This window comes from Gemmatimonas sp., assembly GCF_036405635.1.
Lineage (GTDB): Bacteria > Gemmatimonadota > Gemmatimonadetes > Gemmatimonadales > Gemmatimonadaceae > Gemmatimonas.
On record NZ_DASWXE010000236.1, the window covers coordinates 1 to 20,931 of the forward strand.

The 20,931-nt window shown below is 64.4% G+C and carries 21 protein-coding genes; 12 read left to right on the top strand and 9 right to left on the bottom strand.

The features are described 5' to 3' along the window. Positions 1 to 245 precede the first annotated feature (245 nt). The 3 genes from VGE27_RS19530 to VGE27_RS18600 are packed head-to-tail and all read left to right on the top strand — an operon-like array spanning position 246 to position 1,330. Entirely contained in the window at positions 246 to 644 is a 399-nt protein-coding gene (locus tag VGE27_RS19530; RefSeq protein ID WP_345788043.1) for a MerR family transcriptional regulator, read from the top strand. A 15-nt stretch (positions 645 to 659) separates the two neighbouring features. Further along, positions 660 to 944 carry a hypothetical protein gene (locus tag VGE27_RS18595; protein WP_015895325.1) on the top strand — a complete coding sequence of 95 codons (285 nt, stop codon included), beginning with the start codon at positions 660 to 662 and terminating at the stop codon, positions 942 to 944. Next, on the top strand, positions 941 to 1,330 hold the full coding sequence (locus VGE27_RS18600) for a MerC domain-containing protein (RefSeq protein WP_015895326.1): 390 nt from the start codon (positions 941 to 943) through the stop codon (positions 1,328 to 1,330). Before VGE27_RS18595 ends, VGE27_RS18600 begins: the two co-directional genes overlap by 4 nt. A gap of 119 nt (positions 1,331 to 1,449) precedes the next feature. On the opposite strand, the gene VGE27_RS18605 is transcribed toward VGE27_RS18600, so the two are convergent. Further along, positions 1,450 to 2,097: a hypothetical protein gene (locus VGE27_RS18605; RefSeq protein ID WP_331051174.1), complete on the bottom strand. Its 648-nt coding sequence runs from the start codon at positions 2,095 to 2,097 to the stop codon at positions 1,450 to 1,452. A 126-nt stretch (positions 2,098 to 2,223) separates the two neighbouring features. Beyond that, on the bottom strand, positions 2,224 to 2,904 hold the full coding sequence (locus tag VGE27_RS18610; protein ID WP_331051175.1) for a hypothetical protein: 681 nt from the start codon (positions 2,902 to 2,904) through the stop codon (positions 2,224 to 2,226). A 370-nt stretch (positions 2,905 to 3,274) separates the two neighbouring features. Between VGE27_RS18610 and VGE27_RS18615 the strand changes: the two genes are divergently transcribed. Then, on the top strand, positions 3,275 to 4,444 hold the full coding sequence (locus tag VGE27_RS18615) for an IS481 family transposase (protein ID WP_331051176.1): 1,170 nt from the start codon (positions 3,275 to 3,277) through the stop codon (positions 4,442 to 4,444). 40 nt (positions 4,445 to 4,484) lie between these two features. Here the strand turns inward: VGE27_RS18615 and VGE27_RS18620 are convergent, their stop codons facing one another. Then, positions 4,485 to 4,877 carry a WapI family immunity protein gene (locus VGE27_RS18620; RefSeq protein ID WP_331051177.1) on the bottom strand — a complete coding sequence of 131 codons (393 nt, stop codon included), beginning with the start codon at positions 4,875 to 4,877 and terminating at the stop codon, positions 4,485 to 4,487. 341 nt (positions 4,878 to 5,218) lie between these two features. Between VGE27_RS18620 and VGE27_RS18625 the strand changes: the two genes are divergently transcribed. Then, positions 5,219 to 7,138, top strand: coding sequence for a heavy metal translocating P-type ATPase (locus VGE27_RS18625; RefSeq protein ID WP_331051178.1), 1,920 nt, complete (start codon positions 5,219 to 5,221; stop codon positions 7,136 to 7,138). A 31-nt stretch (positions 7,139 to 7,169) separates the two neighbouring features. Here the strand turns inward: VGE27_RS18625 and gyrB are convergent, their stop codons facing one another. The 4 genes from gyrB to VGE27_RS18645 form a co-directional block, all read right to left on the bottom strand. Further along, positions 7,170 to 9,146: a DNA topoisomerase (ATP-hydrolyzing) subunit B gene (gene gyrB / locus VGE27_RS18630; RefSeq protein WP_331051179.1), complete on the bottom strand. Its 1,977-nt coding sequence runs from the start codon at positions 9,144 to 9,146 to the stop codon at positions 7,170 to 7,172. 144 nt (positions 9,147 to 9,290) lie between these two features. Then, entirely contained in the window at positions 9,291 to 9,602 is a 312-nt protein-coding gene (locus VGE27_RS18635; RefSeq protein WP_331051180.1) for a DUF721 domain-containing protein, read from the bottom strand. Beyond that, positions 9,599 to 10,753 (bottom strand): DNA replication/repair protein RecF, encoded by a 1,155-nt coding sequence (gene recF, locus VGE27_RS18640; RefSeq protein ID WP_331051181.1) that lies wholly within the window; start codon positions 10,751 to 10,753, stop codon positions 9,599 to 9,601. Before recF ends, VGE27_RS18635 begins: the two co-directional genes overlap by 4 nt. A gap of 33 nt (positions 10,754 to 10,786) precedes the next feature. Next, positions 10,787 to 11,566, bottom strand: a complete 780-nt coding sequence (locus VGE27_RS18645) for an enoyl-CoA hydratase/isomerase family protein (protein WP_331051182.1) — start codon at positions 11,564 to 11,566, stop codon at positions 10,787 to 10,789. 103 nt (positions 11,567 to 11,669) lie between these two features. On the opposite strand from VGE27_RS18645, the gene mtnA reads away from it, so the two are divergent. The 7 genes from mtnA to VGE27_RS18680 all read left to right on the top strand — a co-directional run bounded on the left by mtnA (position 11,670) and on the right by VGE27_RS18680 (position 18,880). Next, the gene (gene mtnA / locus VGE27_RS18650) at positions 11,670 to 12,710 is read left to right on the top strand and encodes an S-methyl-5-thioribose-1-phosphate isomerase (protein WP_331051183.1); all 1,041 of its coding nucleotides are present in this window, start codon (positions 11,670 to 11,672) and stop codon (positions 12,708 to 12,710) included. Beyond that, on the top strand, positions 12,707 to 14,203 hold the full coding sequence (gene glpK / locus VGE27_RS18655; RefSeq protein WP_331051184.1) for a glycerol kinase GlpK: 1,497 nt from the start codon (positions 12,707 to 12,709) through the stop codon (positions 14,201 to 14,203). Before mtnA ends, glpK begins: the two co-directional genes overlap by 4 nt. A 144-nt stretch (positions 14,204 to 14,347) precedes the next feature. Next, on the top strand, positions 14,348 to 14,803 hold the full coding sequence (locus tag VGE27_RS18660) for a cytochrome c maturation protein CcmE (protein WP_331051185.1): 456 nt from the start codon (positions 14,348 to 14,350) through the stop codon (positions 14,801 to 14,803). Positions 14,804 to 14,836: 33 nt separating this feature from the next. Then, positions 14,837 to 16,873, top strand: a complete 2,037-nt coding sequence (locus VGE27_RS18665) for a heme lyase CcmF/NrfE family subunit (protein ID WP_331051186.1) — start codon at positions 14,837 to 14,839, stop codon at positions 16,871 to 16,873. Continuing rightward, entirely contained in the window at positions 16,870 to 17,517 is a 648-nt protein-coding gene (locus VGE27_RS18670; RefSeq protein WP_331051187.1) for a cytochrome c-type biogenesis protein CcmH, read from the top strand. The genes VGE27_RS18665 and VGE27_RS18670 overlap by 4 nt, the downstream gene beginning before the upstream one ends. Next, positions 17,517 to 18,074 (top strand): zinc ribbon domain-containing protein, encoded by a 558-nt coding sequence (locus tag VGE27_RS18675; protein ID WP_331051188.1) that lies wholly within the window; start codon positions 17,517 to 17,519, stop codon positions 18,072 to 18,074. The genes VGE27_RS18670 and VGE27_RS18675 overlap by 1 nt, the downstream gene beginning before the upstream one ends. 14 nt (positions 18,075 to 18,088) lie before the next feature. Next, positions 18,089 to 18,880 (top strand): hypothetical protein, encoded by a 792-nt coding sequence (locus VGE27_RS18680; protein ID WP_331051189.1) that lies wholly within the window; start codon positions 18,089 to 18,091, stop codon positions 18,878 to 18,880. Positions 18,881 to 18,898: 18 nt separating this feature from the next. Here VGE27_RS18680 and VGE27_RS18685 read toward each other — a convergent pair whose 3' ends face one another. Then, entirely contained in the window at positions 18,899 to 19,651 is a 753-nt protein-coding gene (locus VGE27_RS18685) for a hypothetical protein (RefSeq protein ID WP_331051190.1), read from the bottom strand. A gap of 61 nt (positions 19,652 to 19,712) precedes the next feature. Then, the coding region (locus VGE27_RS18690) for a putative ABC transporter permease subunit (RefSeq protein WP_331051191.1) at positions 19,713 to 20,931 on the bottom strand (1,219 nt) is incomplete at its 5' end.

Sequence of the window (20,931 nt, forward strand, 5' to 3'; positions counted from 1 at the left end):
CTTGTATATACACGCCGTCAATCAGGTCGTTCCAGCGGTATAACGTGTGCTTCTGCTGCAAGCGCTCCCATAAAATGCGGTTGTGGGGCCGCTGCATTCCTTCCATAAAGTGGAGCAGCGGCCCCACAACCGCTACCGCCCCCGCGCTTGTCGGCAGCAAGCGTCGTTATGCGGCGCCATTGCTGAGCGCGCAGCGTGAGCGCCCTTGACTCTATACCGTGGTATAGGGTTTATCCTACATCGATATGAAAGTCCCTTTGCGCATCGGGGCCGTCGCTGAGGCGGCGGGCGTGGGCGTGCAGACGCTCCGGTACTACGAGCGCCGCGGCCTGTTAAGCGCTCGCCACCGCACGGCAGGCGGCTACCGTGAATACGCTCCGGACACGGTCCGTCGCGTCGTGTTCATTCGCCGCGCGCAGGCGATGGGATTCACGCTCGATGAGATTCGCGCGCTCCTCGCGCTTCGTGTGCGGGAGTCGCGACGTTGCGAGCCGGTGAAGAAGTCCGCCGAGATCGCGCGCGCGCGTCCGCGAGCAGCTCGTCGCGCTGCGACGGATGGACAAGGTGCTCGCACGGCTCATTCGTGCGTGCGACGCGAGAGCGGTCACGGAGGAGTGCCCCATCCTGGCGGCGCTCGAACCTGAGGAGAGGAGTTAGCGATGCAGATCGATTTGGTGTACTTCGAGGGATGCCCGCACGTTGTATCGGCGCGTCAACGCATTGCGGACGCGCTGGGGAGTCTCGGATTGTCTGCTGAATGGAGCGAGTGGGACACAGGCGAGGCCGCGACGCCGACGAATCTACGCGGCTATTCGTCGCCGACCGTACTCGTGAATGGGGTCGATGTCGAGCACAAGGCGGCGACGAGCGGCGCGGGCTGCGCGGTAGGTGGAGGGCCCAGTCTCGAGGTGCTGCGTGCGGCCCTGACTGCGGCGAGCCGATGAAGCCGGGGACACGTGATGGGGCGGGAGTCCTCGGTGCGATCCTCGCGGCGCTGTGCTGCGCGGGAACGCCGTTCATTGTGGGTGGACTGGCCGCACTCGGCCTTGGATTCCTGCGCAAGGACGGCATTCTGTGGCCCGCGATGCTCCTCGCCCTGGCGGTCGCCGTTACAGGCTTCTGGAAGGGCGCGCGGACGCACGGGCGCTGGGGCCCGTTCGTTGTCGGTGGGCTAGGCGCGGTGTCGCTCGCAGCCGGCGTGATTCTCGTGCACGGATTTCCGGCGATGCAGATGATCTACGGGGGTTCCGCTGCGCTCGTCATCGGGGCGGGATGGAACAGTTACGCGCGAAGAAACTGTGCAACCGTGAGCACGCGCGCGTCCGCATAACGCATAGCTCTGCCGCAGGGCTCAATCAAAATGCGGCAGGTGAACGCAGTGAGCCAGCCGCGCTCCTTTGAATGCCCTGTCGGCAGCAGCGAATCGTTATGCGGCAGGGGCAATGAGACCTATAGTGTGATCGTATGATCCTGTTCCGGGCTCGCAGCAGAGCAGCGCAGGAACATCGCAAGCCACTGGATCGCGGCCGCCTTTTCGCGAAGCATTCCAAGAAAGGTCACTTTGAGTACATCGAGTGGTACGTTCGCTGCGGCTTCGCCAAAGAGTGTCCGTTTATCCACGTCGCGATGGTACTCGAACGCGTTCAACCAGGCATTAATGCCGTCATCCGAGTTGAGGATAAGGTCGCCTAGCGACATCACCACAAGAGCTCTGTCCTGCTTGCCGCTGAAGGAGTCTTTCAGCAGCCTGAAGTTTCCGCGTAGAGGCATGCTGTCGTACCGACGGCCGACGATGCCGAGAACGTCGTAGAAGTTCGTGTCTTCATTCTTCAGCAAGAACGGTCGTAGCATCATCAGGAACTCGCGAACGATCGGCGCAGTCGGAAGGACCGGCTGATCCCAGCCGGCGCCGACTGACCAAGAGATTCTCTCATCGAGTGGCATGCCCGAACGGACGTATTCGGTGGCCGCGAGGTCCGCCTCAAACTGCGGAAATAGGGCGAGACGACGCCACTCATCGTCGGTGAACTCACCCTCAACGGTCGCACGAGATTGGTCGTCCGAGTCAATCACGGTCGCCTTGAAAGACTTGGCCATCGAATTTGAGGGAATCTGGTTTGCCGTATAACGCATAGCTCTGCCGCAGGGCCCGATAACAATGCGGCAGGCGAACGGAGTGAGCCAGCCGCCTTCATTTAGAGCCCTGTCGGCAGCAGCGACTCGTTAGATGGCATCAGGATTGTACTCCATGCCAACACGCTCCATCTCAGCGACGATCTCTTGTGGGTTCCGAACGCCGTGCTCGTCGAGCGCGTTGATCATTTGATCTCGCCGGATCTCCTCTTGTGTGCGATAGTCTCCGGGTATTATCCAGTGTGTCTCGAGGACGGGGAAGCGTCGGTTTAGCGATATGCGCGTGTCGTAGTCGTATCGGGAGAAGTCCGAGATGCGTTCCGGCCAGTGCTCACCCGGCGGAGTGTCGAACGACAGCACGTAACCGAAAGGCGGATGAACGAACTCGGCTAGCACATGCACATTGCCTGTGGCGGTGTTTAGAGCGCCCACAACCCCCGTTTGCCGCAGACTTCCTCCGCCATACCAGAAGACCCGAAAGTCGTAGTGTTCAGGTAGTCCAGTCCGCCGCTCATCTAGAACGAAGCGCTCAAGCTCGGGATGACGAGAGCGGAACTCTGGCTGACAGGTAGCGAAGAAGATTGTGGCGATCTGCTTCAGAACACGCAGTGGGTAGATGTCCCCGTGAAAGTTGAGGCTGCGCTTCCCGCGCACTTGGTACAGCCGCTCCATGCCTATACGAGACCACTCGACGAAGGCGCCACCGTAGCTGCCGCCTGTGCGATGGTTGCAGTCGCCGCAGAGAACGTGCCCGCCCCGCCCATCGCGCACATACTCGCTCCCATAGCCGGTCTCCCAATCCTCAAACTTAGAGAGAACTGCCGGATAGTCGTTGTACGCAGCCCTAGGCGGTGTGTGTTCGAAAGTGAGCGGAGCCACTTTTCCGCATAAGCGGCAGGCACCAATGGGGAGAGGGAAAATGCGCCTCCTATGCTTATTGGTTCACGGATACGAGCGGCCATCTAACGCAAAGTTCAGCTGCATAGCGGCCCGAGCGGAGCATTGCTGCTGACAATGCATGGGCCGCTATGTCAGCTGCAACGATTCGTTAGGTGGCTCGAGGGTACAGTACAGGGACATGGTTCACACTTGTCCGGGGACATGGTTAACACTTTCCGAATCCCCTTTCGGAGTGATGGCGATGCCCTGGCTGGAGACCGATCCCATGTTCGAGCGGCATCACTTCGCGCAGGATCTCGCCAGCGGCTTGTGGACGATGACCGAATTGTGCGCCCGGTACGGCATCAGTCGCAACACGGGGTACAAGTGGCGGGAGCGGTTTCTGGCATCGGGCGTCGCGGGGCTCGCCGAGCACAGTCGTGCCCCACTGAGCTCGCCCGGCGAGACCTCCCAAGCGACCGTCGCGCTGATCCTCGCGGAGCACGCGCGCTACGGTTGGGGGGCGCGAAAGATCTTGAAGCGATTGCAGACCAAGGATCCCACCGCCGCGTGGCCAGCCCGCAGTACGATCTTCGATATCCTCGCGAGGAATGGGTGCGTCCGTCGGCGTCGCGCGCGGACGCACTGGAAGCACCCAGGCGCGGCTCCACTGCAGACGTCCGCACCGAATCAGGTTTGGACTATCGACTTCAAAGGGCAGTTTCGGACGCGCGACGGCATCTACTGCTATCCGCTGACCATCGTCGATCACTTCAGTCGCTACGTACTGTGCTGCCAAAGCTTTCCCGATGTGAAGGCGGACGGCGTGCACCGCCAGCTGCGGCAGCTGTTCCGTCGACACGGCCTCCCCGACGCGATCCGTAGTGACAATGGGGCGCCGTTCACTTCGAATGGCATTCACGGATTGAATCGCCTCAACGCGTGGTGGCTACAACTCGGGATCGTGCATCAACGAATTACGCCAGCGAGTCCGCAAGAGAACGGCGCGCACGAACGCATGCATCGGGTACTCAAGGCCCAGGCGACTAAACCAGCGGCCGCGAATGCTAATCTGCAACAGCGAGTGTTCAATGCGTTTGTACAGACGTACAACGAGGTCCGACCGCATGAAGCCTTGCACGACGAGACGCCGGCCTCACGTTGGCATCCCTCGACCCGACCCTTCCCCAAGCGCATCACCCCGCCCACGTACCCCGGCCACTTTGAAGTGCGACGCGTCAGCAGCGCCGGCACCTTTCGCCTGCACAACGGCCAACAGTTTCTTAGTCAAGCGCTGAACGATGAAATGATCGGCCTCGAAGAGATCGAGGATGGCATCTGGAATGTGCTCTACTACCAAACCCTGCTCGGTCGATTTGACGAGCGCACACGCACCATCACCGGCGCGCCGTCACTCAAGAAAGACTGTTAACCATGTCCCCGGACAAAGTGTCACCTATCTTCCCGGCTGTTCAGAGTCCGGATAGCTGCGTGAGATCTTGGATGAATGGAGCGAGCACAGTCTGGTCCGTGTTGAAGCCGAAGCGGAGTATTTGGTTCATCGCGCCATACTCGCGAAGCATCCCGGTGACGCCGACGGTGCCGGTCGGGCTGACCTCGAGCCGGAACCCATTCTCCTCGTGGCGTGTGCGCAGCTCGGCAGCGCCCATCAAAGTGCTGTCCATTGCCGCGAGCTGTTCGCGAAAAGTGCCGAACTCCGGCTCTTCAAACCAAAACGTCCGCTCGCAGATGAAGCCGCTGGACCGCACATACAGCTCGCACTCGAACGTGGTTGCATCTAGCCGCCGGCAGTTGCGGAGGGCGAGGACTGGGTCATCAACGTGAGTATGGAGAACGATGTCCATAACAGGATGGTAGTGGCCACCTAACGCGTATTAGGCTGCAGGCGATCACTGCAGCCCCGACTTTATATTCGCGTTTCTCGCAGCATAAGCAATTCGACGGACGCGCCTGCAATCTTCCCCAAGTGGCTGCCCCGGCGGCACTTGCCACCGTGCGCCGCACCCGATGCACCCACCAATTAGGCTGCAGATAATGCAGCCTAAGGGTCGTCCGGCCAGAGACGCCTGCAAGCCAGCCTCCCGGCATTCCCGTCTCATACGCCCCCAGCGCTCGCGGGCGCCACGATGCACCTTTCCCGCATGATGCCGGCCGTCACGCAGCCCCTGTCACACCTCGCACCCATATGACGGGACGCTGGTCTGCCGTTCCACCGCTGCCGGTCGCGGCCCTGGGGTTTCTCGTCGCGGGCACGCTCGCGCCTCTCGTGGCACCCGCCGATCCGTGGCGACAGCGGGTCTGGATGGCCGGCCTGGTGGTCACCGGACTGCCCATCGCCGGCCGTACCTTGATGGGACTCGCGCGCGGTCAGTTCGCGGCCGATGTGGTGGCCATGCTCGCCATCCTCGGTGCCATCCTGCTCAACCAACCGCTGGCGGGGTTGGTCATCGTCCTCATGCAGTCCGGCGGCGAGGCCCTCGACGCCTATGCGGTGGCCCGGGCATCCAGCGCGGTGAAGGCCCTCGAAGCCGATGCGCCGCGTGTCGCCCACCGTGTGGTGGATGGACGGGTGGACGACATCGACGCGCAGGCCATCGTACCGGGCGACGAGCTGCTGGTGCGCCCCGGCGAAGGTGTGCCGTGCGATGGCCTCGTGCTGCATGGCAGTTCCCACGTGGACACCGCACGCCTCACCGGCGAGCCGTTACCCGTGCACGCCGGCGCCGGCAGCACGCTGCTCTCGGGCAGCATCAATCTCGACGGAGCCCTCACCCTGCGTGCGCTCCGCACGGCCGGCGAGAGCCAATACGCGCGGATCGTCGAACTCGTACGCTCCGCACAGTCGTCCAAGAGCCCCTTGCAACGCACGGCCGATCGCTGGGCCGTCTGGTTCACGCCGCTCACGCTGCTGGCATGTCTCGCGGCCTGGCTGATCTCGCGCGACACCACCCGCGTGCTCGCCGTGCTGGTGGTCGCTACACCGTGTCCGCTCATTCTCGCCGCTCCGGTGGCCATCATCGGCGGCATCAATCGTGCCGCACGACGCGCCATCATCGTGCGCAGCGGCAGCGCGCTGGAGGCGCTGGCGTCGGTGGATACGGCGGTATTCGACAAGACCGGCACGCTCACCGTGGGCAAACCACGCGTGCACCGCGTGATGGCCGACGACGACAGCAATCCGGAATCGGTGCTCGCGCTGGCGGCGGCGATCGAGCAGGGATCGGGACATCTCCTGGCCCGGGTGATCGTGGCCGAGGCCGAGCGCCAGGGCATTCCCGTCTCGATGATCTCCACGTCGGTTACCGCACTGGCGGAATCGCCGGGCCGTGGCGTGTCGGGGCTGGTGAACGGGCAGCGGGTGGCGGTGGGATCGCCGGAGTACATCCGCGAGCAGGTGCCCGCGCTGGCCGGGCGACTCGCCGTCTTCGATACCGGTGCGTCAGGGCTGCGCGCCTATCTGACGGCAGAGCGATCCTCGCGCAGCGAAGCAGGCACGAGGCCGCCGTTACTGGCCCGCATCGAGTTTGCAGACGAGGTGCGTGAGGATCTGGCGCCCATGTTCGCCCATCTCGACGCGCTGGGGATCCACGATCGATATCTGCTGTCAGGCGATACGGCGGCCAATGTGGCGGCCATCGCGAGGGACGTGGGCATCCCCCGGTACGAGGGCGCTCTCACCGCCGCGGACAAACACGCGCGCATTGTGGCGCTCGAGCGGGCGGGGCGGCATGTGCTCATGGTGGGCGACGGCACCAACGACGCCCCTTCGTTGGCCGCTGCAACGGTGGGGATTGCCCTCGCCGGCCATGGCGGGGGCGTGGTGGCTGAGGCGGCCGATGTGGTGCTGCTCATCGATGACCCCCGCCGGGTGCCCGAAGCGGTGGCCATTGGACGCCGTTCGATGCGCATCGCGAAGCAATCCATTGGCGTGGGGTTGGGGCTCAGTCTGGTGGGCATGACCTTCGCCGCCGCGGGCGTGCTCACGCCCCTGGTGGGCGCCCTGCTGCAGGAAGCGATCGACGTGGCGGTGATCCTGAATGCACTGCGGGCGGCAGGCGGTGGACACGAGGCCACCACCACACCGCCCGCTGTCGCCATCACCTGACCGCACCGATTGCAGGTGCGGCCAGAAGGACTCAGATATCCAGGTTGCTCACGAACCGGGCATTGGTCTCGATGAACAGACGGCGCGGTTCCACGTCGTCGCCCATCAGCGTCTGGAATGTCTGATCCGCCACCACGGCATCTTCCATGGTCACACGCAGCATCGTGCGCGTTTCCGGGTCCATGGTCGTCTTCCACAACTGGCCGGGGTTCATTTCGCCCAGGCCCTTGTAGCGCTGCACCATGATGTTGCCGCGTCCTTCGGGGCCGCCGAGGCGGTCGGAAAATCCGTCGCGCTCCTTTTCGGAGTAGGCATAGAACTCTTCCTTGCCCTTGGCCACGCGGTACAGGGGGGGCTGAGCGATGTACATGTAACCAGCGTCGATCAGCTCGGGCATCTGACGGAAGAAGAACGTCAGCAGCAGCGTGCGGATGTGCGCCCCGTCGACGTCGGCGTCGGTCATGATGATGATCTTGTGATAACGCGTCTTGCCAAGATCGAATTCATCCTTGATGCCGGTGCCGATCGCCGTGATGATCGTGCGGATTTCTTCGTTGGACAGCACCTTGTCGAAGCGTGCCTTCTCCACGTTGATGATCTTGCCGCGCAGCGGCAGGATGGCCTGGAAGTTCCGGTTGCGACCCTGCTTGGCTGAACCGCCGGCGGAGTCACCTTCCACCAGGTACAGTTCGCACAACGCGGGATCGGAGAGCGAGCAGTCGGCCAGCTTGCCGGGGAGCGCGGCCACATCGAGCGCGCTCTTCTTGCGCGTCAGGTCGCGCGCCTTGCGGGCCGCTTCGCGGGCCCGTGACGCCGAGATGGCCTTGTCGATGATGGCGTTGGCCGTCTTTGGATGCTCTTCGAGGTACTGCGTGAGCAGTTCGTTCATCACGCTGCGCACCGCACCTTCGGCTTCCGAGTTGCCCAGCTTGGTCTTGGTCTGCCCTTCGAACTGCGGCTCGCGCACTTTGACCGACAGCACCGCGGTGAGGCCTTCGCGCACATCGTCACCGGACAGGCGGATTTCCTTGTCCTTCTTGTTCAGGTTGCTCGACTTCTCGATGTACTTGTTGATGACCGAGGTGAGCGCGCTCTTGAAACCGGTGAGGTGCGTGCCGCCTTCGTGCGTGTTGATGTTGTTGACGAAGGAGAAGACGTTGTCGGCGTAGCTGTCGTTGTACTGCAGCGCCATCTCGATGCCGATGTCGTCACGCTCGGTGTCGAGGTACACGACATCCTGGTGCAACGGCTTCTTGTTGCCGATGAGGTACGTGACGAACTCCTTGAGACCACCGCGGGCAAAGAAGACTTCCTCACGCGCCTGGCCGTCCTTGAACTCTTCCGGGCGCTCGTCGCGCAGCGTGATCTGGATGCCCTTGTTCAGGAACGCCAGTTCGCGCAGACGATTCGCCAGCGTGGTCCACTCGTAGCGGGTGGTCTCCTGGAAGATCGTGGCGTCGGGCTTGAACCACGTCTTCGTGCCGGTTTCCTTGGCGGGCACAGAGCGCAACGTCTTGAGCTTCGTCGTGGTGGTGCCACGCGCGAAGTCCATGTAGTGCTCCTTGCCATCGCGCTTGATCCACACCTTCAGCACATCGGACAGCGCGTTCACCACGGACACGCCCACGCCATGCAAGCCGCCCGACACCTTGTAGGTGTTCTTGTCGAACTTGCCGCCGGCATGCAGGACGGTCAGCGCGAGTTCCACACCAGGCAGCTTCTCCACCGGGTGGATGTCCACCGGGATACCACGACCGTCGTCCTCGACCGTGATGGAATCGTCGGCGTGAATCGTCACCTCGATGCGCTTGGCAAACCCGGCCAGTGCTTCGTCGATGGAGTTGTCGACCACTTCATACACGAGGTGGTGCAGGCCGCGCGCCGACGTGGAACCGATGTACATGCCCGGGCGCTTGCGAACCGCCTCCAGTCCCTTGAGCACGGTGATGCTCTGCGCGCCGTACTCGTTCTCGCTCTCTTCGCTGTCGGGGGCGTTGCTATTGGCCATGAGGACGTGCTGAACTCGTGCTGAATGTGGCCTGAAAGTGGCTTGGAAACACAAGCCTGAAATCTATCAGTTTTCGCCCCCACAAGCAACTTCCCGGATTACTGGCAAGTTGTTGTCAACCAACAACTTGCGTGACTGGTCCGGTCAGCGTCGCAGCAACAATCGGAGCTTGACAACGGGCGCCCGTGATGGGTCCCGGTTGAGCGACCGCAGGAGCTCGGGCTCCAGCAGCGTCAGCTCCTGCATCCAGCCGTGGGTCTTCACCATCACTACCAGCGTGCCGTCCTGTTGCAGCAGCAGGGGTTCGGTGACCTCCGCAATCTGCGGCCCCACCAGTCGCGGCCACTCCGGTATCACCGATACCTGTGCCAGACGCTCAGTGAGACCGGCCTGCTTGAGCACCGAGGCCACCACATCGCCCATCGCGGTCAGCTTGCGTTTGGGCTTCTCGCTCATGACAGCACCCCGTCGCGCATCGTGCTGCGCGCGAGACGTGTGTAGGCCTCGGGAATATCCTCTTCACGCGGCACGGCCAGCAGTACCTGCGACGCGCCGGCATCATCGAGCAACCCCAGGACACGCGCTGCACGCCCCAGGTCCAACTCGGCGAACGGATCATCCAGCAACAACAGTGGCGGATAGCCCAGTGCATCGCGCAGCGTTGCCAGTTCCAGCAGGCGCAGGGCAATGGCCGCGCTGCGCTGCTGCCCCGCCGAACCGAACGTGCGCAGGTCCCGCCCGCCCAGCGTGAGGTGCAGGTCATCGCGATGCGGGCCCACCAGTGTCATGCCGCGCCGCATTTCATTGGACCGCTGCTGAGCCAGCGACCGCGTCAACGCTTCCTGCTGGGCCGCAGGCGTCGTCAGTGTATCCGCGCGCGAGTCGGTACGCGATTCGGGACGGGTGTCGCCACCCACACTCACGTAGCGCATCACGGCGCCCTGGCGTTCACCGATGGCGGTGCACAGCTGTGCGTAGTGCGCGGCCTGCGTCTGCACGAAGGCGTGGCGCGCCGCCACGATCACACCGCCGTGCTCCGCCATCGCGGGCTCCCACACACTCACGCGCGCTTCCTGCTCCTGTGCTCGCCCCGTGCTGCGCTGCGCGGCCTTCAGCACCGCATTGCGGCGCAGCAATGCACTGCGATAGCCCTGCAGCGCCTGCAGATACGCCGGCGATGACAACGCCAGCATGACATCGAGATACCGGCGTCGTTCTCCGGGGCCATCGGCTACCAGAGCCACATCGGCCGGTGAGAACTCCACAGAGGGCAGTGCGCCGAGTGCCGTGGTGAGCCGTGACTGCTCTACACCATCGAGCACGGCGCGCTTGCGCTTGCTGCCGCGCTCATAACCCACACCCACGGTGTGCCACGCGGCGGGAGCATACAACGTGGCCCGCACATGAAATGCCGGTGCACCGAAGCGCACCACATCGGCATCACGCGCGCCGCGAAAGGATCTGAGCAAACCGAGATAGGCCACGGCTTCGAGCAGGTTCGTCTTGCCGTGACCATTCTCGCCGATCACCACCAACCCGCTCGCTGGCACCTCGAGATCGAGATGCTCGAAATTTCTGTACTCGCGAACCGCGAGTTGAGCGAGCACGGGTTGGTAGACCGGAATGCGTATCCGACCGCGTCAGCGGCCGGTGAAAACAGGCGCGCGCTTTTCGAGGAACGCCGTCATGCCTTCGCGCATGTCGCTCGTGGCCGACAGCAGACCAAAGAAGTCCGACTCGATCAGGCAGCCTTCTTCGAGGGTCGCATCCTGACCACGATTGAGCGCTTCGATGCATCCGGCCAGCGCCAGCGGTGCATTGGCCAGCATCGACTGCAGCAGCGCCCGCACCGTATCAATGAGCGCGTCCGGCGCCACGACCTGGTCCACCAGTCCCAGCCGATACGCCTCTGCGGCGTCGATCATCTCGCCCGTGAGCAGCAGGCGCAGGGCAGGGCCACGGCCAATGAGCCGCGGCAGACGCTGCGTGCCACCATAGCCCGGCACGATGCCCAGCTTCACTTCCGGCTGGCCCAGCTTGGCCTTTTCGCTGGCGATGCGCATGTGGCACGACATGGCCAGCTCGCAGCCACCGCCAAGCGCGAAGCCGTTGATGGCCGCGATGGTGGGCTTGGGGCTGGTCTCGAAGCGACGGAAAATCACCTGGCCAGCGCGGGCACGGCGCAAGCCGTCCAGCGGCGACTGGCTTTCCAGTTCGGAGATGTCGGCACCCGCCACGAAGGCGCGTCCGGCACCCGTCAGCAGCACGGCACCCACGTCTTCCCGGGCGTTGGCTTCGTCGATGGCACGCCCGAGTTCCGCGATGGTCGCGTCGTTGAGGGCGTTGAGCTTGTCGGGACGATTCACGGTGATCGTCGCGATGCGGTCGGCTACGTCAAACTGCAGGAACTGGTAGGACATGGTCGTCGCGGAGTGGGAGAGGAGGGTCCGAACAATCTAAGAGCGGGGCAGTTCACCCCCAAACACGTCCCCCGCGACCCAGATCGACAGCTAACTTCCCCGCGTGCCGCACCTTCCCCTCCCCGTGCCCGCCGTCGACTGGTCACCCGACCATCGCGCCCTGCGTATCCTCGACCAGCGGCTGCTGCCAGGCGCCGAGGTGGTGCGTGATCTCCTGCATCTCGAGGAGATCATCGACGCCATCCGGACGCTCGCGGTGCGTGGTGCCCCGGCTATTGGCGTCGCGGCCGCGATCGGCCTCGTCATCTCCCTCGAAACGGACAGCGAAGGCCACGACAGCCGTGCCCGCGCGCTGCTCGACAGCTACGCCGCCCGTCTTCAGCGGGCGCGCCCCACTGCCGTGAACCTCGGCTGGGCCATCGAGCGCATGGTGCGCGCGGCGCACCGCAGCAGTGTGGGGAGGGTGCTGGCGACATTGCGCGCCGAAGCCGAAGCGATTCGTGCCGAAGACGTGGCCATGTGTGAAGCCATCGGACAGCATGGCCTGGCCATCGTGCCCGATGGCGCGCGTGTCCTCACGCACTGCAACGCCGGTGCACTGGCCACGGCGGGTACGGGTACCGCACTTGCGCCGCTGTATGCTGCGCATGCGCGGGGCCGCGCGCTCACCGTGTACGCCGACGAAACCCGTCCGCTGCGTCAGGGGGCCCGCCTCACCGCGTGGGAACTCTCACGTGCTGGCATCTCGGTGTCGGTGCTGCCCGATGGGGCGGCCGCATCGTTGCTGTCGCAGGGATTGGTGGATCTCGTCATCGTAGGCGCCGATCGCATTGCGGCCAACGGCGATGTGGCCAACAAGGTGGGCACCTATGGTGTGGCACTCGCGGCGGCAGCGCACAACGTGCCCTTCTATGTAGCGGCGCCCCGCAGCACCATCGACCCGCACACCGCCACCGGTCGCGATATCGTCATCGAACATCGTGATGCCGATGAACTGGGTGAGCTCCCGCCTGGTGTCCCGGCGTGGAATCCGGCCTTCGACATCACCCCACGCGCGCTCGTGCGCGGCTATCTCACCGATCGCGGATTTCTCGAACCACCATTCGGCGCAGCATTTCTCCTCGAGACAGGAGCATCGGCATGACCTGTGTACTGGCCATCGATCAGGGCACGACGGGCACCACTTGCCTGGTCATCGCGCGTGATGGACGCGTGATCGGACGCGCGTATCGCGAGATCACGCAGTTCTATCCCGCACCGGGTTGGGTGGAGCACGATGCCCACGAAATCCTCGAGCGCACGCTCGACGCGGCGCGTGAAGCCATCGCCGAGGCGCAGCTCAATGCGAACATGGTGCCGGCGGCCATCGGCATCACCAACCAGCGCGAGACCATCGTGTTGTGGGAGCGCGCCACCGGGCGTGCGGTGCACAAGGCCATCGTGTGGCAGGACCGCCGTACCGCAGCGCGATGCGCCGAACTTGCGCCGCAGGCCAAGATGATTGGCGAGCGCACGGGACTGGTCACCGATCCCTATTTCAGCGCCACCAAACTCGAATGGCTGCTCGCGCAGAACGATCATCGTGCGCGCGCCGAGCGGGGTGAACTGGCCGCGGGTACCATCGACAGTTGGTTGATCTGGCATTTGTCGGGTGGCACGGCCCACGTCACCGACCACACCAATGCGTCGCGCACCATGCTGTACGACCTCGGCACCAATGCGTGGTCGCCGGAGCTGTGCACGCTGTTCGGTGTGCCGGCGTCGGTGTTGCCAACAATTGTGCCGTCGAGCGGTGAGGTGGCGCGCTCTACACAAGCCACGCTGGGCTCGGCCATCCCGATCATGGGTATCGCCGGTGATCAGCAGGCGGCGCTGTTCGGGCAGGGGGGCTGGGCGGCAGGTGATGGCAAGAACACGTATGGCACGGGTGCGTTCCTCCTGCTCAATACCGGCACCTATCGTCCGGCGCCGGGCAGTGGACTGCTCACCACCATCGCCTGTGATGAACGTGGTGCGCCGGTGTTTGCACTCGAGGCATCCATCTTCATTGCCGGCGCGGCGGTGCAGTGGTTGCGCGACGGCCTGGGCATCATCGAGACCAGCGGCGAGACCGAGGCGCTGGCCAAGGGACTGGCGTCCAATGATGGCGTGTACTTCGTGCCGGCTCTGGTCGGCCTGGGCGCGCCGGACTGGGAGCCCAACGCGCGCGGCACCATTGTGGGCCTCACCCGCGGCACCACGCGGGCTCACCTGGCCCGCGCCGCCCTCGAGGCCATGGCCTACGCCACCCGCGATGTGCTTGGCACCATGGGCAGTCAGGGCGGGGTGACCTTCGAACGGCTCCGCGTGGACGGCGGGGCCAGTGCCAATGACTGGCTCATGCAGTTCCAGTCGGACGTGCTCGGCGTGCCCATCGAGCGGCCGGACCTGGTGGAAACCACCGCACTTGGTGCCGCCGGATTGGCCGGCTTGGCGGCCGGCGTGTGGAAAGACGGGAACGAATTTCTCGCCAGCCGGCACTTTTCCCGATTTACCCCCGAGAAAAGCGGAACGGTCTCGGCCGCTGCGGCGTACGCAGGGTGGCGACGTGCGATCCGGGCGGCGCTGGGGTGGGCACGGGACAGCGCGGGGGAATAGGGACGAACCGCGACGCTCTGCGGGTGGTCCCCCGAAGCTTTCCCGGCAACGGCTGTGAGGCGCCCGCCACCGTCGCTATCTTCCGGATATCCCACCGGGGCGCTCCATCGGGGGTGCCCATCCGGTCCAAAAGGACAGAGTCCCGTGAAAGCTCGCAATAAGTTCCTGCTCGGCGGCGTGTTGGTGCTTGGCACCGCCGGTTACCTGATGGCCAGCTCGATCGACGAGACGGCCACCTACTACCTCACGCCCTCCGAACTCGCCGGCAAGGTGACTGCCAACCCGCGATTCGTGCAGAATGGCGTGAAGGTGGGTGCGCGAGTGGTGAGCGGCACCATCGTTCGCCAGCCGGACGGCCGTGAGCTCACGTTCAAGATGACCGACGGCGCACATACCTATGATGTGCACTATCGCGGGCTGATCCCCGACACCTTCACGGATGGTGTGGACGTGGTGGTGGAAGGACGCCTCGATGCGTCCGGCACCTTCCAGGCGACGACGCTGCTGGCCAAGTGTGCGTCGCGCTATGAGAATGCTCCCGAGAAGTACCAGCAGACGCCCGGCTACCAGCAGGGCACCGCAGCCACCCCCCGCGCGTAAAACTCGCGCGCCTGCGCGCGTGCGCGAGGCCTCATGATACTCGTCGGTGAATTGTCGCTCTGGGTCGCCCTGTTGATGGCGGCCTGGACGACGACGGTTTCCTTCTCGGGCGGGCTTCAGGGCCGCTCCGATCTCATCAAGAGCGGCGAACGGGCGATGTTTGCCACGTTCGGTTTCACCCTTCTGGCCTCCATTGGCCTGTGGGTGGCGCTCTTCACGCACGACTTCTCCATCAAGTTCGTCGCGTCGTACACCAGCGCGAACCTGCCCAAGGCGTACCTGTTCACGGCTTTCTGGGCCGGTCAGGCGGGCTCGTTGCTGTTCTGGGCGCTCATTCTGACGATGTACTGCGCGATTGCGGTGTTCACCAATCGGCGCAGCAATCGTGCGATGATGCCGTACGTGACCGGTACGCTGGGCGTGGTGTCGCTGTTCTTCCTGATGGCGACGGCGTTTGGTGCCAATCCGTACGAGCGTCTCGACTGGGTGCCGCCCGATGGCCGCGGCATGAATCCGCAGTTGCAGAACCCGGGCATGGCCGCACATCCGCCGATGCTCTATCTGGGCTACATCGCCACGGCAATTCCGTTCGCGTTTGCGATCGGCGCGCTGGTCACACGTCAGCTCGATGCGCAGTGGCTCGGCGCCGTGCGCCGGTGGGCACTGGTGTCATGGTTCTTCCTCACCATCGGCATCGTGCTCGGCATGTGGTGGGCGTACGTGGAGCTGGGTTGGTCGGGCTACTGGGCGTGGGACGCCGTGGAGAACTCGTCCTTCCTGCCGTGGCTCACCGTGACGGCGTTCCTGCACAGCATCATGATCCAGGAAAAGCGCGGCATGCTGCGCAAGTGGAACGTGACGCTGGTGGTGCTGTCGTTCCTGCTCACGATTCTCGGCACGTTCATCACGCGTTCGGGCATCATCGAGAGCGTGCATGCCTTTGCGCAGTCGCCGGTGGGCAACTGGTTCCTCGGCTTCCTGATTGCCGCGACCGCGCTCACGGCGTGGTTGGTGAGCACGCGTTTGAACGATCTACAGGCCAAGGCCGAGCTGGAGAGCATGGTCAGCCGCGAGGCGGCCTTCCTCTACAACAACCTGGTACTGGTTGGCATCTGCTTCGCCACGTTGTGGGGCACGATCTTCCCCATCCTCAGCGAATGGGTGAAGGGCGACAAGATCACGGTGGGCCCGCCGTTCTTCAACGCGGTGAACGGCCCGCTTGGCCTGTTGCTGCTGGCGCTGACGGGTGTGGGGCCGCTCATCGCCTGGCGCCGTGCGTCGGTGAGCAACCTGCGCCGCCAGTTCACGTGGCCGGTTGGCTTTGGCGTGGCGGTGTTCGTCACGCTCATCGCGCTGGGGATGCGCGACGCCTACGCGCTGATCTCGTACCTGCTGGCCGGCTTCGTGTTCGGCACGATCATCCAGGAGTTCGTGAAGGGCATCGGCGCGCGTCGGAAGATGTACAACGAAGGCCTCGTCCCGGCTTCGCTGCGCCTCGTGGCCCGCAATCGCCGCCGCTATGGCGGGTACATCGTGCACTTCGGTGTGGTGGTGATGTTCTGCGGGTTCGCGGGGCTGATGTTCAAGCGCGATGTGACCGCCACGCTCAAGACCGGTGAGTCGGTGAAGGCGATCGACGCCTACGGGCATGAGTGGACGTTCACCAGCCAGGGTATCTCCAGCTTCGAGGCGCTCAATCGCCGGGTGGTTGCGGTCACGCTTGATGTCGCGCGTGATGGCAAGCGTGTGGGGCTGCTCTCCAGCGAAAAGCGCCAGCACGTGAACTCGCTGGGTGAACCGACGTTCGAGCCGTCCACCGAAGTGGGCATCATCGAGGCGCCGAAGCAGGACGTCTATCTCGTGTTCACCGGCGCTGCCGATCGTGACACCGCAGCCGTGCATATCCACTTCAACCCGCTCGTGTTCTGGGTGTGGTTCGGTGGCATCGTCATGGCGTTTGGTGGTGTGATCGTGATGTGGCCGCAGGCGCAGCGCGCCGAGCGTGAGAGTGGGTACGTGGCGCGCATCCCGATGGGACGCGAGCAGGAAACGGTGGGAGCGGGCACATGAAGGACGTTGTGGCCTCGCGCCGCGCGTTTCTGCGGGAGTCGTCCGGACTGGTGGCCGGCATGACCTCGGCAGCGGTGCTGCTGGCGCGCCCCCTTGGTGCGCAGGAGACGCAGCCACCGGCGACGACCACCGGCGGCGAGGAGATGTCGGCTGGCGCATACATCCCGGTGTCGCGCCCGCCCAAGCCGAATGCCACGCCGTCGATGACGGCAAAGCAGATCGACGACTTCGAGCGGCAGCTGGCGTGTCCATGCCCGTGCACGCTCGACGTGTACATGTGCCGCACGACGATGTTTTCGTGTGGCATCTCGCCGGCCGTGCATGGTGATGTACAGCGATTGGTGGCCGGTGGTTACTCGGCCGATGAGATCATGACGGCGATGATGGATACGTACGGCGACTTCATTCTCAATGCGCCGCGCAAACAGGGCTTCAATCTGCTCGCGTGGTTTGCACCGTTCGTGGCACTGGCTGTCGGTGCAGTGGCCATCGGAGCGCTGCTGCGCGGGTGGCGCATGAATGCCGTCAAGGCGGCGGCGTCCAGCAAGCCACAGTCGCCAAAGGCTGCTGAACCGGGCATGGGCATTGATGCAACGCCGGAAGAGCTCGACCGCCTGCAGGCAGCACTGCGGGAGGAGCGATAATGGCGTTGCCTGATGGTGCTGTCCCGCTCGTGGTGGGAACCGCTTTGGCGCTGGGCGCGCTGACGATGGTGCTGGCTCCGTTGCTTTCTGGTGGCGAAGCCGAACCGTTGGTGCGTGGACCGCTCAAGCTCGACGCCGACGATGAGCCGGCGTCCTACGTGGATGCCCTGCGCGAGATCGAATTCGATCGGGCGACGGGCAAGCTCAGTGATGTCGACTACGCCGATCTCAAGGCGCGTTACACCAAACTCGCACTCGAAGAGTTGCGGGCCGGTGATCGTGCGGTAGATCTGGCGGAGAGAACGTCGGGTGGTCGCCCGGTGAATGCCGGGGGAGCCATGTCGGCGACAGATCCCGATCCCGTCGAGGCAGCAATTGGACGGGCGCGGGCCAACCAGAGGAGCTGTCAATCATGCGGACCTCGAAGCGAACCGGATGCGATTTATTGCTCGGACTGCGGTCGGTATCTGCCGGGCGCGTGTGGGAGCTGCGGCGAGACGGTGGACCTCAAGGGCGCGCGCTTCTGCAACGCCTGCGGAGCGTCGCTGGCGGCCTGACGCTGGTCACGGGCGTGGTGTTCGCGCTGGCTGCGGACGCCACCCCGGCATTCGCCGATACCGTACGTGGCGTGGCGCGCGCATGTGATGTGCCGTCCGATACCACATCAGAATTGGGCAAGCTGTGGCACTCGGTGCGCCTCACGCTGCTCGATGCGCGTACGGCCGATGGACAGTCGGAGATTGCCCTGTTCGAGCGCACGGTCTCCCGTGACGGAAAGAAAGTGAAGGATGCCACGAGCCGGAACGCGACACTTCCGGCACGCCGTCCATTCAGCAGTCGCACACTGGGGGAAATCGAGAGCGGCGGATATCTCGTGGATACTGCGGAAGAAAGTGCGTATTACGCACCGGATGCCGACATTCTGCTCTCCGACGGATTCCTCAAGACACACTGCTTCTCGGTGGCGAAGGCCTCCAAGGATGCACCTCAGCTGATCGGATTGGCATTCCGGCCGGAGCGGGAGCGTCCCAATGTGTCGGATATCGAGGGCACGTTCTGGATCGACCCGGCGTTGCAGGGGCCGGTGCGTCTCGAATTCCGCTATACCAGCGTTTCGCCCGCATTCCGTTCAGCGCGCGTCGGTGGCGAACTGCTGTTCGCGCGCGTGGAAGGCGCGCAGTGGTTGCTGTCGGGATGGGAAATCCGGATGCCGCTCGGCGTGGTGAACTCGAGAAAAGTGATGTCAGACGCCGGTGGCACTCGCACGCAGAAACTCTACACGATCGATGAACTCAAGTCGTTCGGCGGTACGGTGAAGACGTACGTTGAGGGTAGCAAGTCGGTCACGCTGCCGACCAGGTAACGGAAAAAGTGTCCCGTGTCAGCGGGGCGCGAAGCGATCGACGCTCGCGCAATCCTGCCGCACGGGGCACTTTCCGCACTTGGGTGATCGTGCGGTGCACACCAGCGCACCCAGCTCCATGATCGCCTGATTGTGCAGCCAGGTGGTCTTGCCGGTGCGGGGCAGCACCTGTTCTGCGACGCGCCACAAGCGCTTGAGACCGGGGCCCGACTTGGGCGCCGCATCGGGCGCAAACACGCGATGCAACACGCGGGCGACGTTGGTATCCACCAGCGCCGCCCGTTTTTCATAGGCAAACGACGCTACCGCGCCCGCCGTGTAGGCACCAATGCCCGGCAGTGTGCGCAAGACCACCGGATCGTGCGGAATGATGCCGGCACGATCCGACGTGACTTCACGGGCCAGCTTGTGCAGGTTCCGCGCGCGAGCGTAGTAGCCAAGTCCTGCCCATGCCTCCATGACGCGGGCCGGACGCGCGGCCGCCAATGCGGGCAGATCGGGAAAGCGGTCGAGGAATCGCGCGTAAAAATCGAGCACGCGGGACACCTGCGTCTGCTGCAGCATCAACTCGGAAATGAGGATGCGGTACGGATCGCGGGTGCGCCGCCACGGCAGGTCGCGGCAATGTTTCCTGTACCACCGGTGCAAGCGGCGCCGGAATACCGCCGCTGCTTCGGGCGTGACTTCGGGTTCAGCGACCTGTGGTGCCTTGGCTCGTTTGGCAACGGCCGTGGGGGCCGGGTCGGCAGCGCGCTTGCGACGGGGCGGCATGGTGCGCGCAAGCTATGCAGACGGGCGCGCCGGCAACACCACCCGCGCGGCAACGGCCTGCTCAGGCCCGTTCGATGCCTTCGAGTCGCCGCTTTGCCAGGGACAATGGCACCACCGTTCCGGTCACACAGAGGGTCAGCGCCACGCCGAAGGGGAGCAGCATGTCGGTGGCGTTGTACGCCCATCCAAAATGCTCGGCCACCACAAACCGCGCCGCCGGCCGGCCGGTGAGGTAGGCGATCGCACCAATGAGCACCACCGCCGTCATCATGAACAGCAGGCCACCGAACGACGTGGGAATCTGCGCCGCGTTCTCGGTATCGAAGCGCGGATACCAGGTGCCGTACCCCAGCGCGAGCGCGGTGAGCGGGAACACCAGCCCCGTGATCGCTGCCAGTGATACCACGTGCACGAACGGCCGCACGCCGAGCATGAGATTGGTGCAACCCACCAGCACCAGAGCAAGCAGCAGCAGGGGCAGTGCGCCCACCCAGAACTTGGCCCACAGCAGATCCTTCATGGGCAATGGGCTCGAACGCAGCAACCACAGCACACGTCCCTCGAGACTCACGCTGGGGAACACAAACCGCGCGGCAATGGAGGCCAGTACGAAGCCCGCCAGCGCGAGGTTGAGGAACGGAATCACATTGCGCAGCAGCGTCGTGATGCCCGCGCCATTGAGCGGCAGGTATCGCACGTTGGCTACGTACACCACAAGCAGCACACCGAGCAGCACCAATTGCGACCACTGGGTGCTGTCGCGCATAAACACGCGCAACTCCTTGAGCACCAGCTCACGCCGCACCGGGCCGATCGACGACAGCATGCGGTCGAGCAACGGGCGACGCGCGCTGGCGCGGCTGCGCTGGTTCGCGCCTTCCTGCGCCATGCTGTAGGCCCGGCGCCATCCCCGTGCATACAGCACATGCCCGATGCCAATGAACGCTGCCACCAGCGCCCACAGGCGCAGGAGTGGCTGCCAGGCAGCCTTGCCATTCAGGAAGTTGATCAGCGCCTCGCTCACCCATTCGCTCGGCATCCACGGCGATGAGGGGGTGTCGAGCGCCGCGATGAACTGCATGAAGTTCGCAAAGCCCTCAGGCCGGGCGAGTTGTTCGGGGCGGGCCGCACGCAGCATGACCACCAGACCGGCCACGGCGAGTGCGGTGATCACACTCAACAGGTCGCGCGTACGACGGGCGGGAAACACGTTCACCAGCAGCAACGTGGCCGTGGAGCCCAGCGCGGCAGGAATGAACAGAAAGGGCGTCACGGTGACC

Bases quoted from the DNA above. Each gene is read 5' to 3' on its own strand.
- VGE27_RS19530 (WP_345788043.1), top strand. From the start codon at position 246: ATGAAAGTCCCTTTGCGCATCGGGGCCGTCGCTGAGGCGGCGGGCGTG.
- VGE27_RS18595 (WP_015895325.1), top strand. From the start codon at position 660: ATGCAGATCGATTTGGTGTACTTCGAGGGATGCCCGCACGTTGTATCG.
- VGE27_RS18600 (WP_015895326.1), top strand. From the start codon at position 941: ATGAAGCCGGGGACACGTGATGGGGCGGGAGTCCTCGGTGCGATCCTC.
- VGE27_RS18605 (WP_331051174.1), bottom strand. From the start codon at position 2,097: ATGGCCAAGTCTTTCAAGGCGACCGTGATTGACTCGGACGACCAATCT.
- VGE27_RS18615 (WP_331051176.1), top strand. From the start codon at position 3,275: ATGCCCTGGCTGGAGACCGATCCCATGTTCGAGCGGCATCACTTCGCG.
- VGE27_RS18620 (WP_331051177.1), bottom strand. From the start codon at position 4,877: ATGGACATCGTTCTCCATACTCACGTTGATGACCCAGTCCTCGCCCTC.
- VGE27_RS18625 (WP_331051178.1), top strand. From the start codon at position 5,219: ATGACGGGACGCTGGTCTGCCGTTCCACCGCTGCCGGTCGCGGCCCTG.
- gyrB (WP_331051179.1), bottom strand. From the start codon at position 9,146: ATGGCCAATAGCAACGCCCCCGACAGCGAAGAGAGCGAGAACGAGTAC.
- VGE27_RS18635 (WP_331051180.1), bottom strand. From the start codon at position 9,602: ATGAGCGAGAAGCCCAAACGCAAGCTGACCGCGATGGGCGATGTGGTG.
- VGE27_RS18645 (WP_331051182.1), bottom strand. From the start codon at position 11,566: ATGTCCTACCAGTTCCTGCAGTTTGACGTAGCCGACCGCATCGCGACG.
- glpK (WP_331051184.1), top strand. From the start codon at position 12,707: ATGACCTGTGTACTGGCCATCGATCAGGGCACGACGGGCACCACTTGC.
- VGE27_RS18665 (WP_331051186.1), top strand. From the start codon at position 14,837: ATGATACTCGTCGGTGAATTGTCGCTCTGGGTCGCCCTGTTGATGGCG.
- VGE27_RS18670 (WP_331051187.1), top strand. From the start codon at position 16,870: ATGAAGGACGTTGTGGCCTCGCGCCGCGCGTTTCTGCGGGAGTCGTCC.
- VGE27_RS18675 (WP_331051188.1), top strand. From the start codon at position 17,517: ATGGCGTTGCCTGATGGTGCTGTCCCGCTCGTGGTGGGAACCGCTTTG.
- VGE27_RS18685 (WP_331051190.1), bottom strand. From the start codon at position 19,651: ATGCCGCCCCGTCGCAAGCGCGCTGCCGACCCGGCCCCCACGGCCGTT.